The organism is Enterococcus sp. VV15 (assembly GCF_005236045.1).
GTDB lineage: Bacteria > Bacillota > Bacilli > Lactobacillales > Enterococcaceae > Enterococcus_B > Enterococcus_B durans.
On record NZ_QPTY01000010.1, the window covers coordinates 60670 to 72979 of the forward strand.

Here is a 12310-nt window from a genome sequence, read left to right on the forward strand (position 1 = left end):
TATGGCATTTGAGAATTTAACAGAGCGCCTGCAACAGGCGATGAGTAAATTAAGAAAAAAAGGAAAAGTATCAGAAGCTGACGTCAAAGAAATGATGCGGGAAATCCGCCTTGCTTTGCTGGAAGCCGATGTCAACTTACAAGTAGTAAAAGATTTTACTAAACGAGTAAGAGAACGCGCAGTTGGCGCAGAAGTGTTGGAAAGTCTGTCACCCGCACAACAAATCGTTAAGATCGTTGATGAGGAATTAACGATCACTCTGGGCTCAGAAACAGTGGAATTGAACAAGTCGCCTAAGATCCCTACAGTTATCATGATGGCTGGTCTCCAAGGGGCTGGGAAAACGACTTTTACCGGTAAATTAGCCAATTATTTAAAGAAAAATGAAAATGCACGTCCATTACTGATTGCAGGAGACGTGTATCGTCCAGCAGCGATCGATCAATTAAAAGTGTTAGGCCAACAATTAGATGTGCCGGTATTTGATATGGGCACAGATGTCAGTCCAGTCGAGATCGTCCGTCAAGGGATGGAAGTAGCTAAAGAAAAGAAAAATGATTATGTCTTGATCGATACGGCCGGACGTTTGCATATTGATGAAACGTTGATGGATGAATTGAAGCAAATCAAAGAACTAACTCAGCCAAATGAAATTTTATTGGTTGTCGATGCGATGACTGGTCAAGATGCTGTCAATGTAGCAGATAGTTTCAATCAGCAATTAGGGATCACTGGGGTAGTCATCACCAAATTAGATGGTGATACTCGTGGTGGTGCGGCACTTTCGATCCGTTCAGTGACTGGGGCGCCAATCAAATTTGTTGGTTCTGGAGAAAAATTAACTGATTTAGAAGTCTTCCATCCAGACCGTATGGCAAGCCGTATCCTTGGAATGGGTGACATGTTGACGCTGATCGAAAAAGCGCAACAGGACTATGATGAGAAAAAAGCGGAAGAACTTGCAAAGAAAATGAGGGAAAACTCATTTGATTTCAATGATTTTATCGAACAATTGGATCAAGTGATGGGCATGGGTCCTCTGGAAGATATCATCAAAATGATCCCAGGAATGAATCAAGTACCTGGTATTGAAAATGTCAAAGTCGATCCTAAAGATGTGGAACGCAAAAAAGCAATGGTTTATTCAATGACACCAGCTGAAAGAGAAAACCCTGATCTATTGAATCCAAGCCGCCGTAGACGGATCGCCGCAGGTTCAGGGAATAGTGTGGTCGAAGTCAATCGTATGATCAAACAATTCAAAGAATCACGTAAAATGATGCAGCAAATGTCTAAAGGAGATATGAATATTCCTGGCATGGACCAAATGTTTGGCACGGGCGTCAAAGGAAAACTTGGTAAAATGGCGATGAACCGTATGATCAAGAAAAACAAAAAGAAAAAGAAAAAACGTAAATAAACGTAATTAATAGTAGAGAAGAAGGACTTCAGAGTGATAGGATCACCACGTGGTCCTCTCTTTTTTTATAAAAAATAGAATTAGAGGTGAACCTAGTGAAAAAAAGATGTGCATGGAGTGAACAGACAGAAAGTATGCGGATATATCATGATACCGTTTGGGGTGTTCCTGAATATGACGACCAGAGGCTTTTTCGCAAATTGATGTTAGATATCAATCAGGCGGGGCTGAGCTGGCAGACAATCCTCAATAAAAGCGAAGCATTTGATGAGGCGTATGATTCATTTGCTATTGAAAAAGTAGCACGATACCAAGAAGATAAGATCAATGAATTGATGGAAAACAAAGGAATCATTCGCAATCGTCGTAAGATCGAAGCAGCCATTGCTAATGCAAAAGCTGTTCAACAAATCCAAGCGGAATTTGGTAGCTTCTCAGACTATCTATGGGGATTCACGGATCAGAAAGTGATCAATCTTTCTTATCTTGAACAAGCAGATATTCCAACGACTAGCCCGTTATCTGACAAACTGGCAAAAGAGTTGAAAAAAAGAGGGTTTAAATTTATCGGTAGCACAACGCTCTATGCGTTCTTAGAAGCTGTTGGCATCATCAATGACCATGTGGATGGTTGTTTTAGAAAACAGGAAGTAGCACGCAAGGAGTAGAGGAGGAAGAAGATGGGGAGAATACTATTTTATGGTGCGGTTAGTCTAGATGGCTATCTCGCGACAAAAGAGGACAGCCTGCAATGGCTCTTCGATACTCCAACAGGCATCGGTATGACGTATGAAGCTTTCTATAAGCAGATAGATGTGACGGTCATGGGAAGAAGGACATATGAGGAAGCCAAAAAATACTTGGGAACGGATACGCTTTATCCAGATAAGCGCAACATCGTTTTTTCCTCAAACAAGGAACTGAAATTAGAAGATGCAACGGTTGTGCACGAAGACCCAGTAGAAGTTGTTGAACAATTGAAAAATAATCCTGACACAACTGTCTGGGTGGTTGGTGGTGGTACATTATTAAGACCGTTGATTGAACATCAGCTGATTGATGAATGGTATATTCAAATTGCTCCAGTGCTTTTAGGAAACGGCATTCGCCTGTTTCAAGAAGGAAAGTATGAAGAACGGCTAAAACTGACTGATAGCCAACGGTTTGGTGAATTCATCGAACTACACTATATCAAAAACCAGTAGCGAATGTGGGATAAATCTAAAAATCAGTTTTGCTACAGGCTCTCGAATAAACGGCATCCAAAAGTCAGGTTTTTCGGAAATTCCAAAAAAACAAGCAATACAAAAAACGTATTGTTCGTTTTTCTCTCTAATTTCTCAAACCTAAACGACTTTTGTCTCGAACGCCATTTCACGAGTATTTATAGAACAAAAAGACCACATAATCATAGGAATAGGAGGAGTATCGTGAAAACGATCGAACGTGGTTCCTCAACTATTCTGTGATTATGTGGCTTTTATCGCATCCAGCCTTTGTGATAAGCATGAATGTTGGCATGGGTCTAGTCAAACTGCTAGTAAATAATATTAATCAGCTAATTTATTAGCAAAAGCTAAATACGCATCTAAAATTGTTTGGAAGAAGTTCAAAGTACCTTCAACTACGTTACCATTTTCATCAACTAGGTTAGCGATATTGCCGATATACGCTTCTGGTTGTTGTAATGTTGGCACATTTAAGAATACCAATGATTGGCGTAGATGATGGTTCGCACCAAAACCGCCGATACCACCAGGTGAAGCAGTAACAACTAGTCCAGGTTTGTTATCCCAAACACTATGGCCATAAGGACGAGAACCAACGTCTAAAGCATTTTTTAGAACAGCAGGAACAGATCGATTGTATTCAGGTGTCACAAAAACAACGCCAGCTAAATCTTTTACTTCCTCACGGAAACGCGTCCATTCCGCTGGGGCATTTTCAGGTGTTTCAAGATCTTCATCATAAAAAGGCAGATCATCAATTTTTACAAAGACACTTTCATATCCTTCAGGTAATAATTTTGCAAAAGCCTCTGCAACTTTTTTATTGTATGAATCTTTTCTTAAGCTTCCTACAAAGAAACCAATTTTTTTAGTCATCAATAATTCCTCCCTTTATCTTTCTATATTTATCTTACAAAAAATAAGTAACTGGAGCAAATAATAACCCTTGGCTATAAAAAGTCAACGGTTGGCTAAAAAGTATTGAATAGTACTTTTGGTTTCAATTTCTTAGATGAAATGCTCCTTTATGTGGAAAACTCACGAGGTCGAGACAAAAGTCGTTTAGGTTTGAGAAATTAGAGAGAAAAACGAACAATATGTTTTTTGTATTGCTTGTTTTTTTGGAATTTCCGAAAAACCTGACTTTTGGATGCCGTTTATTCGAGAGTCTGTAGCAAAACTGATTTTTTAGATTTTTCCCACACTCAAAAAATGTTGAAACTATCAGCAGTAATGTATACCATCAAGTTGATAAGAGAAACTTTCTCAATAGAAATAAAGCAACGGCTAGACGTCACACAAACACTGGTGAATGAGTTTAAATTATTGTTTTGGGATGAACCTACTTTATCATTTGATCTGATTGACCGTAGAGAAATCTTCACCAGTTTGTTGTGAGAAAAAGAACAAAAGACGTTTTTTCCACACATGTTTTAGCTAATGTGGAACAAAGCAATAATGAGGTTGTATTTTTGAATGATGGCGAAATCGTTTTATCAGTTGCAGTTGAGGAATTGAACCCACATACGAAAAAAAAGAGAGCCTCAAGTTCTCTTCTTCTTTGTGAAACATTTAAGTGGATTTTTTGCTCTCTGACAGTCAGACATAGGTCAATTCTTAAATAAAACGAATTAATGCTTTACTGATAGGGATTTTAGGACTTTTAAGTGTGTTTCTTTTAACGCCAGATGTATTCGCAAGTGAAGAAGTAACTCTCCCAGTTTTGATTCAGCAAAATGTTAAAGGGAAAACAATCAACTATCGACTTTCTACGCAGGATGAAAATGCAAATTATCCGGCAGAAGCGGAAAATGGATTATTTTCCATCAGCGATGATCAAAGCTTGACGCTACACTTTGCATTTTTCAAACCAGGCAACTACCACTATACTTTTGCACCAGTTGAAAAGAACTTGATCCAAGCACAAGAGCAGATATATGACATTAACGTTTTAGTTTTCTATAATAAAAATTCTCAGCTTTCATCGGTAATATCCGCAACAAATTCAGCTGGCTACAAGGTGGACTCCATTGCTTTTGCAGGTATCACTCCAGATAAGAATCCGGCAAATCAAGGGGGAGTCATTGGGGGAAAGACCGCAATCAAAATGTATCCCAAGACAGGTGAGTTAAAAAGCCAAGTTTCGTTATTCGTTTGTTACTGGTAGTTGGAGTGATGATCATTGGGGGCACGCGTCAGTATTTTTATCAGCAAAAAAACAAATCGAGTTTGTGATATGATTCCAAAGTTGATTTTTTATTACTAAAACAATGCAAGTCATCTCGTCATTAGGCCAGTAGTCATTGTTATTTATGGAGATTTGGATCTATAGTTCTCCTGACTCTCTTCATTAGTGTTGTTTCTAAGTTAGGTTGTCTTAGGGTCTAGCGGGTGTAGTGTGGCTAGTTTATACTTGTATCATTTTCAGCTCTTGAATGATAGACACCTTATTATTTGAGCGCAGAAGTAAAAAAATAGGAAGTACGTGTTTTTCAGCGCTTATTATTTGTCGTTTACTGTTAGGATCATACCTATTTATTTATTCACGATGGTAGGAATTTCTGTTTTCAAGAAGAAAGAATTTTAAAAAAATACACCTGTAAAGAAAAAAAGCTTTACAGGGTAAAAAAAAACTGTTACACTACATCTTGTGAATAAAACAATGGAGGTGGAAATATATAATGGCAGTTAAAATCCGTTTAAAACGTATGGGTTCTAAAAAGAGTCCTTTTTACCGTATCGTAGTAGCTGATTCACGTTCTCCTCGTGATGGACGTTTCATCGAAACTGTAGGTACTTACAATCCTTTGAAAGATCCTGCAGAAGTAGTTTTAAAAGAAGATTTAGTTCTTAACTGGTTATCTAAAGGTGCGCAACCTTCTGATACAGTACGTAACATCCTTTCAAAAGAAGGCGTTATGCAAAAACACCACGAAGCTAAATTTTCAAAGAAATAAGGTGATCGGATATGAAAGATTTAAGCGAATTAGTCTTAACAATCGTTCGTCCGTTAGTCACTCATCCTGAACAGGTCCAGTTAGAAGTCGTTGAATCAAATGATTTTTACGAATACAATCTAACCGTGGCTCCCGAAGATATTGGTCGTATCATTGGCAAACAAGGCCGAGTTGCAAAAGCAATCCGGACGATCGTCTATGGTGTGCGGCTAAATGCACCAAAAAAAGTGCGTTTGAATATCGTCGATAATAAGGAATAATCAAAAGCTGTTTCGTTCATGCGAAACAGCTTTTTTATTATACATGGTTTTGATTGGCAAAAGACTACAGAGAGCGTATTCTTAAAGTAAAGAGGAGGAAATACATATGAAAAAATGGTGGATCGCTATACCAGCTATCCTGTTTTTAGGCGCTTGTCAAACCTCAGCTGATCGAACAGCACAAAAACAAGAAAATCAAGAGAAGGGCCAAAGCCATTCTCAAGTTACACAGATGACTACAGGAACATCTAAAGTGGGAGAAAGTACCACACAAAAGAATAAACAAAATTCAAACGCAACGACAGAAACGAATCAGACCCCGAAGACCGCCTTTGAGCAATTGAAAGCCGAACAGCCAACGCTACCAATGCCACAGGTCATCCCGATTTCTTCAGGGAATCTAAATCTCGCTGCAGCACAATCAAAGCAAGGAGACACGGTCCTCTACTATGCTTTGCCAGAAAAACTTGTGTGCTAAACGCACAAGCGTTGAATCAAGAAACACCGTTCGCCACTTATCTTTATCAATACGGATTTGCTTCAAGCCAAGAAACTATCAATGTGTTACAACCTTTTACGATTGATAAGAATGGGCAAAAAGTCGATCTCGGTCATCAAATCATTGCCTATCAACAAGGGGCAGCTGGTTCAAATTATCTTGAATGGCAAGAAGGAAACTGGCGTATCAGAGTACGATCAAGCAACATCGAAGGACAAGATCCACTACCTTTAGCGAAAAAAATCGTCAATTATTTAGAAAAGGCCACTCTACCGGCACCTGAAAAATATGGGAAAATCATAGTCGATATGAATGATTCATCCAATCAAGCTACACAGGTCATTTGGCAAGAACCGAATCATGTCTTTACGGTCACACATCAAGACGCATTAGCCGCCCTAGAAATGGCTGTTTCAATGAATTAAATGCCAATTTATGATCTTGGACATGACGAAAGTAAAAAGAAGGGTAGAATTGCCTATAACCACATGCTAAAATAAAACAGATACGTAATACGTTGTTTTTTATACAGAATGAAAAAACGGATAAACGTTGCATAAGAAAAGGAAAAGGGGATACAAGTTGACTGAATATTTAAATGTAGGAAAAATTGTCAATACTCAAGGGATAAAAGGCGAAGTCCGTGTCATCTCAACAACGGATTTTCCTGAAGAAAGATATAAAAAAGGTGCAGTACTGACCTTGTTTCAAGAAAAAAAAGCACCAATCGAATTAACTGTCAAAAGCCACCGAAAACACAAAAATTTTGATATCGTAAGTTTTGAAGGTCATCCATCGATCAATGACGTAGAAAAATATCGCGATGGAATACTTAAAGTGTCAAAAGAAAATACAATAGAGTTGGAAGAAAATGAATTTTACTACCATGAAATCATTGGAGCAACTGTTATCGATGAAGACGGAACAGAGTTAGGTAAAATCAAAGAAATCCTTTCACCAGGAGCAAATGATGTCTGGGTCGTCCAACGTCAAAAGAAAAAAGATATATTGTTACCTTATATCGATTCGGTTGTTAAAGAAGTAGATACGAAAAATGGTATTGTACGCGTAGAAATCCCTGAAGGACTGATTGACGATGAAAATTGATGTATTAACATTATTTCCGCGAATGTTTGAAGGACCAATGGGTGAATCGATCATTGGAAAAGCAGTCAATAAAGGATTATTGGATATCGATATCTCAAACTTTAGAGATTATTCAGACAATAAACATCAGACCGTCGATGATTATCCCTATGGTGGTGGGGCAGGAATGCTACTAAAAGTCCAACCGATCTATGACAATATCAAAGCAATTGAGGAAGCTGCACCGGAAATAAAAAAAAGAGTGATCTTATTAGATCCGGCAGGAAAACAATTCGATCAAAAGATGGCCGAAGAATTTTCACAAGAAGAACATTTAGTATTTATCTGTGGTCACTATGAAGGCTATGATGAACGGATCAGAAGTCTAGTCACAGATGAAGTGTCATTAGGCGATTATGTATTGACCGGAGGCGAGCTAGGTGCGATGGTAATGATCGATGCTACGGTACGGCTATTGCCAGATGTCTTAGGAAACCAGACTTCTGCTCAAACGGATTCTTATTCAACCGGTCTACTGGAACATCCACAATATACTCGCCCAGCAGAATACAAAGGAATGAAAGTACCTGAAGTTTTGACAAACGGCAACCACAAGTTGATTGAAGAATGGCAATTAAAAGAATCACTAAGAAGAACTTATCTGCGCCGTCCAGATTTATTGGAACAGCTAGAAATGACGCCACAAATGCTCAAATTCTTAGAAGAAATCAAACAAGAAGAAAACGAATAGCAGATATAGCTGGGAAAAAATAAAATTATCCTTTACATGAAAATCGTAATATGTTAGTATTTTATGGTGAGTGCAAAGCACTTAACTATTACGATGTTCCGCTGTGAGAAAAAGCTCATACGAATGTTTGGAATAAGGAGAAAAGATCAATGAATCCATTAATCGAAGAATTAACAAAAGAACAATTACGTTCTGACATTCCAGCTTTCCGCCCTGGTGACACTGTACGTGTTCATGCGAAAGTTGTCGAAGGTACACGTGAACGTATCCAGTTATTTGAAGGTGTTGTAATCAAACGCCGTGGTGCTGGAATCAGCGAAACTTATACAGTACGTAAAGTTTCTAACGGAGTGGGCGTTGAACGTACATTCCCATTGCATACACCACGTGTTGCAAAAATCGAAGTTGTTCGTTACGGTAAAGTACGTCGTGCAAAATTGTACTACTTACGAGCATTACACGGAAAAGCAGCTCGTATCAAAGAAATTAGAAGATAAACACGGAAAACTTCCTTGGAAATCTGAAATTTGTGAAAAGTCCTTGTATATCAAGGGCTTTTTCTTTTTTCTCTATCACAGTTTTATGCCATTTTTGGCTGTTTTGGACCATTTTTCACTCATATTCCCCTAAAATGTCCTAGATTGTCCGATATTGACTATCAGTGTCGTCAAAATAGGGCAAAATTTAGTAGTCAGTCTGACTGCAAATTTAATACGAAAAATACCAAAACATTTACCGAATTTAGCAACTTTTGAACCCGAGTTACTAAAAAGGTTGACTTTTTTCAAAAAAGACAAAACATGTACTTTTCTACTAAAAAGTTGATGTGATAGGTTTCTATCTAAATAATTCTTAGGAGTTTTTATCGTGAAGCAAGATGATGGACGAATCGTATGGAAAAATTTGAGTGACCTCAAGCTAATTTTGTTAATTAATCAATTCATCGAAAAATACGGAATAAAATCTAGTCGTCAGTACCAGAAAAAATTATCAGAGAATCCAAATTCTGCACCAAGTATGTGGTTTATTAATCAAAAATATGGATCATGGGATAACTTGCTAGAGAGTATTGGCCTTGAAAAAAATGATTATGGAAAATGGGCTAAGATGCCAGAAGACAAATTGATGGAAATAGTAGAAAGCTTTATAAGTGATGAAAAAATTCGTTCACAGCGAAATTACGAAACCAAATCAGTTGGTAGAGATGTTCCTTCTTTAAGTACGTTGAAAAAAATAGTTGGTGATGTACGGCCGCTGTTTAGAAAAAAGGAACAGAAAAATTTATTAACTGACTTTCAGTTATTGATGGAGCTAAGAGAAGAAATTATTCGATTGGGACTTGAAGAAGATTTATCAATGACGAAATTCCGTAAGTTATCAAGGTCAGATAAACTTCCGTCAGCGATCACAATATTGAGAAGGACAAACAAATCTTGGGAGGAATTAATGGAAGAAATTGGATTTGATTATCGGAAAATCAAAATTTATAAACAAAGAGACAATTTATCTCGAAAGAAAAGTTAATAGTATCAAGCTTAAAAAGGTGTTCAAAACTAAAAATTTGAACGTCTTTTTTTATTACCCAAAAACGAAAGGAGATTTTATTTTATGAAAAAGCCGAGATTTAAAAATTGGCGATCATTTGCGACTTTAGCTCTGTTGGGTCAAACAATTGGCGGAGCGATTGGTCCTACGATTGCCTTTGCCGATGAGATTACTCATCCGCAAACAGTGACTGTGCACTGCGATTTGTCACATTTATATGCGGTTGAAGGTACGTTCAGTGATGGTCGAACATTATCTGAGGTAACTGTTCCTCACTATGCTATCTATAATGGGGAGAACCAAGATATTTTCTGTATTGAACCAGGAGTGCCAATTTACAATGAGTTCACGCCTGGTTATGAGAAAAATCCATTGCCTGATATGTCGGAGAAAGCGAAATTAGTTTCAGTGTTATGGAAAAAAGCCGGTACAGACATTGATACACAAATGGTTGCTCAAAAGATGATCTGGCAAGAAGTCAATGGATACACTCTTCACTCTATGAAGCATCCAGATGGCAGTGTTGTAAACATCGCAGCCATTGAGACAAAAATCAATCAAGCCATTGCCGATTATCAGAAGAAACCAAGCTTCCATAATTCCACAGTCAAAACAGTTTTAGGACAATCGACAACCGCAACGGATACGAATAATCTGAATTTGTCAGAGTTCGATGAGGTTGTGGAAAATACCGCAAATATTGATTATCCTGTGAATGGAAATCAATTGGTAATCATCCCAAATGCCAATTCAAAGCCGTGATTAACCGAGATGTTACGGCAAAGGAACAAGTGATCCGCTTTGGCTTTGATTTCTTCAAATTTGTCGGATCGGTTGCTGGCACTGCCAAAACGGGTTTCAACGACTTAACCTTTAAAGTGTCACCATTGGAAGGAACCAATGAGATTACAGGCGCTGAAACGGATATTCCTACTAGTTCTGAAGTTCGATCAGTAAAATTTTTATCTAAAATTTGTAGAATTAAGCAACCCAATTTTTACACAAAAAAAGGAAAAGAGATTCAAGCGAAATTTAATGTGAAATATCTTGATAATTTGTCAAAAGTAATAAGACACTTTGAGTATAGTCTAAGATTACGTGAAAATGGAAAATGGATAATTATTGCCTCTGACAATAAACCAAGTGGGCTTATCTTCTTTTTGAATATAAGAAGTTATGATGTTCATTCATGTTACAATTTATACGCATGATTTTGGTTCTTTCGTGGATTGAATGATTTAAAGTACGAGCGTCCTCTTACCTAAAAAGCACCAGAAATGACGAATGAATCGTCATTTCTGGTGCTTTTTTTCAGAGAGCTATTTCACAGTCTATTTGATTTGTATTTGAGAAAATATTTACATGATGAATAAAGATTCGTTATATAAAGTCTTTACGATAATTGATAGCCATGCTAATACCAGAAATTGTAAAAGCAAGAGCATATTTAAATAAAAAGAATTGATTCCACATGTATGTTTTTGGGAATACTATATCGCAGAAAACAATTGTAAGAAGCATCGATATACAAGCTCTATAATAAATTTTTTGTGAGTACTCATCCTCCCTACCAATTTTTTTCGAGTATGACCAAATTAAAACTCCTCCTAGGACTAATAAAAATATTCCAGCTCCTATTAGAATATTCCAATTATTGGTTGAGCTTGTTGCCCAATTTTTTAGAGGATAGAAAACAGCATTGGGTATATCTTATATAGATTTAATCTTCAAAATTATTTTCTCCTTCCTTATACTTGAATAAATCGTTAATATCAACATCAAAGATTTTTGCTAGACGAAAGGCGAGTAGCATTGAAGGGAGATAGTTGCCTTTTTCCATCACAAAAATTGTCTGTTTGGAGACTCCTACTTTTTTTGCAAGTTCTTGTTGCGATAATTTCGCCAAAACTCTGAACTCATATACTTTATTATCTATTGAATCTCCAAAGTCCTTTTTCATCTTATCACCTCCAGTATCATTGTAAAGTATTATTTTATAAAAGTAAAGTTTAATTTTACAAAAGATAAGTTTGGTTTTAATTTTTTATGTACAGGAAAATATAAGGTATCTTTTATCAAAAAAATAGTTGAGAAATTTTTCTCAACTATTTTTCTTTTGTAGCTATTTTTTTTAAATCATTATTGATCTTTGGCTCATAAGTGGCAAGAAAACAACAATTTTTCTTTGATTGATTAAATAAAGATAGTCCCACATTTGCAATAGATTGATAAAAGACTTGTTTAACATTTTTCATAAACCATTCTCCTTATATAAATAGTATTCATAATTACTAATAGGACACTAGAAAATATTCCTGATGTAAGATAAGTATCTAAACTAGTATTTGACAAAAAAAGACTAGACAGAGATAAAAGCATAGTAAAAAGAATAGGTTTCAGTTTATTCTTTTCATTCGAAAATAATTGATTTTTTGTATAAGAAGGTCCTATGGAAATTATACATAGATTTAGTATTAGTAAAATAGGATAAAGTCCATATAATTGTGTAAAAGATAAAAGGCCATGTAACAGCCCTTTTACGGTACAATGTTTTTAACCACAA

14 protein-coding genes and 2 pseudogenes are annotated in these 12310 nt (G+C 36.7%); 13 read left to right on the forward strand and 3 right to left on the reverse strand.

The window, feature by feature from the left end:
* The first annotated feature begins 1 nt into the window (after position 1).
* From ffh to DVW83_RS05600, 3 genes are all read left to right on the forward strand, one after another.
* Complete coding sequence (ffh, locus tag DVW83_RS05590; protein WP_081134350.1) at positions 2–1420, forward strand: signal recognition particle protein; 1419 nt, start codon at positions 2–4, stop codon at positions 1418–1420.
* A gap of 95 nt (positions 1421–1515) precedes the next feature.
* On the forward strand, positions 1516–2088 hold the full coding sequence (locus DVW83_RS05595) for a DNA-3-methyladenine glycosylase I (protein ID WP_104661226.1): 573 nt from the start codon (positions 1516–1518) through the stop codon (positions 2086–2088).
* 12 nt (positions 2089–2100) lie between these two features.
* On the forward strand, positions 2101–2625 hold the full coding sequence (locus tag DVW83_RS05600) for a dihydrofolate reductase family protein (protein ID WP_104661225.1): 525 nt from the start codon (positions 2101–2103) through the stop codon (positions 2623–2625).
* Between the two features lie 345 nt (positions 2626–2970).
* Here DVW83_RS05600 and DVW83_RS05605 read toward each other — a convergent pair whose 3' ends face one another.
* A complete protein-coding gene (locus DVW83_RS05605; RefSeq protein WP_104661224.1) occupies positions 2971–3525 on the reverse strand; it encodes an NADPH-dependent FMN reductase in 555 nt (184 codons plus the stop codon).
* A gap of 793 nt (positions 3526–4318) precedes the next feature.
* Between DVW83_RS05605 and DVW83_RS05610 the strand changes: the two genes are divergently transcribed.
* From DVW83_RS05610 to DVW83_RS05660, 10 genes and pseudogenes are all read left to right on the forward strand, one after another.
* On the forward strand, positions 4319–4816 hold the full coding sequence (locus DVW83_RS05610; RefSeq protein WP_224784368.1) for a hypothetical protein: 498 nt from the start codon (positions 4319–4321) through the stop codon (positions 4814–4816).
* A gap of 514 nt (positions 4817–5330) precedes the next feature.
* Positions 5331–5606 carry a 30S ribosomal protein S16 gene (gene rpsP, locus DVW83_RS05615; protein ID WP_005875628.1) on the forward strand — a complete coding sequence of 92 codons (276 nt, stop codon included), beginning with the start codon at positions 5331–5333 and terminating at the stop codon, positions 5604–5606.
* A gap of 11 nt (positions 5607–5617) precedes the next feature.
* Positions 5618–5866 (forward strand): KH domain-containing protein, encoded by a 249-nt coding sequence (locus tag DVW83_RS05620; protein ID WP_005875630.1) that lies wholly within the window; start codon positions 5618–5620, stop codon positions 5864–5866.
* Between the two features lie 106 nt (positions 5867–5972).
* A pseudogene (locus DVW83_RS05625) lies at positions 5973–6790 on the forward strand (hypothetical protein).
* 157 nt (positions 6791–6947) lie between these two features.
* Positions 6948–7472 (forward strand): ribosome maturation factor RimM, encoded by a 525-nt coding sequence (rimM, locus tag DVW83_RS05630; RefSeq protein WP_104661223.1) that lies wholly within the window; start codon positions 6948–6950, stop codon positions 7470–7472.
* A complete protein-coding gene (trmD, locus tag DVW83_RS05635) occupies positions 7462–8202 on the forward strand; it encodes a tRNA (guanosine(37)-N1)-methyltransferase TrmD (RefSeq protein WP_104661222.1) in 741 nt (246 codons plus the stop codon). The genes rimM and trmD overlap by 11 nt, the downstream gene beginning before the upstream one ends.
* A gap of 149 nt (positions 8203–8351) precedes the next feature.
* Positions 8352–8699, forward strand: a complete 348-nt coding sequence (rplS, locus tag DVW83_RS05640; RefSeq protein WP_002286913.1) for a 50S ribosomal protein L19 — start codon at positions 8352–8354, stop codon at positions 8697–8699.
* A gap of 370 nt (positions 8700–9069) precedes the next feature.
* Positions 9070–9726, forward strand: coding sequence for a hypothetical protein (locus DVW83_RS15145; protein WP_162500756.1), 657 nt, complete (start codon positions 9070–9072; stop codon positions 9724–9726).
* 84 nt (positions 9727–9810) lie between these two features.
* Positions 9811–10503: pseudogene (locus DVW83_RS05655) on the forward strand (cell surface protein); the annotation flags it as partial.
* Between the two features lie 35 nt (positions 10504–10538).
* Positions 10539–10958 (forward strand): hypothetical protein, encoded by a 420-nt coding sequence (locus DVW83_RS05660; RefSeq protein WP_151026315.1) that lies wholly within the window; start codon positions 10539–10541, stop codon positions 10956–10958.
* Between the two features lie 509 nt (positions 10959–11467).
* Here the strand turns inward: DVW83_RS05660 and DVW83_RS05670 are convergent.
* Together DVW83_RS05670 and DVW83_RS05675 are read right to left on the reverse strand one after the other, a co-directional pair.
* Positions 11468–11707: a helix-turn-helix transcriptional regulator gene (locus DVW83_RS05670; protein ID WP_104661399.1), complete on the reverse strand. Its 240-nt coding sequence runs from the start codon at positions 11705–11707 to the stop codon at positions 11468–11470.
* Between the two features lie 145 nt (positions 11708–11852).
* Positions 11853–12002, reverse strand: a complete 150-nt coding sequence (locus tag DVW83_RS05675; protein WP_104661398.1) for a cyclic lactone autoinducer peptide — start codon at positions 12000–12002, stop codon at positions 11853–11855.
* Positions 12003–12310: the final 308 nt, after the last annotated feature.

Bases quoted from the DNA above. Each gene is read 5' to 3' on its own strand.
- ffh (WP_081134350.1), top strand. From the start codon at position 2: ATGGCATTTGAGAATTTAACAGAGCGCCTGCAACAGGCGATGAGTAAA.
- DVW83_RS05600 (WP_104661225.1), top strand. From the start codon at position 2,101: ATGGGGAGAATACTATTTTATGGTGCGGTTAGTCTAGATGGCTATCTC.
- DVW83_RS05605 (WP_104661224.1), bottom strand. From the start codon at position 3,525: ATGACTAAAAAAATTGGTTTCTTTGTAGGAAGCTTAAGAAAAGATTCA.
- rpsP (WP_005875628.1), top strand. From the start codon at position 5,331: ATGGCAGTTAAAATCCGTTTAAAACGTATGGGTTCTAAAAAGAGTCCT.
- DVW83_RS05620 (WP_005875630.1), top strand. From the start codon at position 5,618: ATGAAAGATTTAAGCGAATTAGTCTTAACAATCGTTCGTCCGTTAGTC.
- trmD (WP_104661222.1), top strand. From the start codon at position 7,462: ATGAAAATTGATGTATTAACATTATTTCCGCGAATGTTTGAAGGACCA.
- rplS (WP_002286913.1), top strand. From the start codon at position 8,352: ATGAATCCATTAATCGAAGAATTAACAAAAGAACAATTACGTTCTGAC.
- DVW83_RS05670 (WP_104661399.1), bottom strand. From the start codon at position 11,707: ATGAAAAAGGACTTTGGAGATTCAATAGATAATAAAGTATATGAGTTC.
- DVW83_RS05675 (WP_104661398.1), bottom strand. From the start codon at position 12,002: ATGAAAAATGTTAAACAAGTCTTTTATCAATCTATTGCAAATGTGGGA.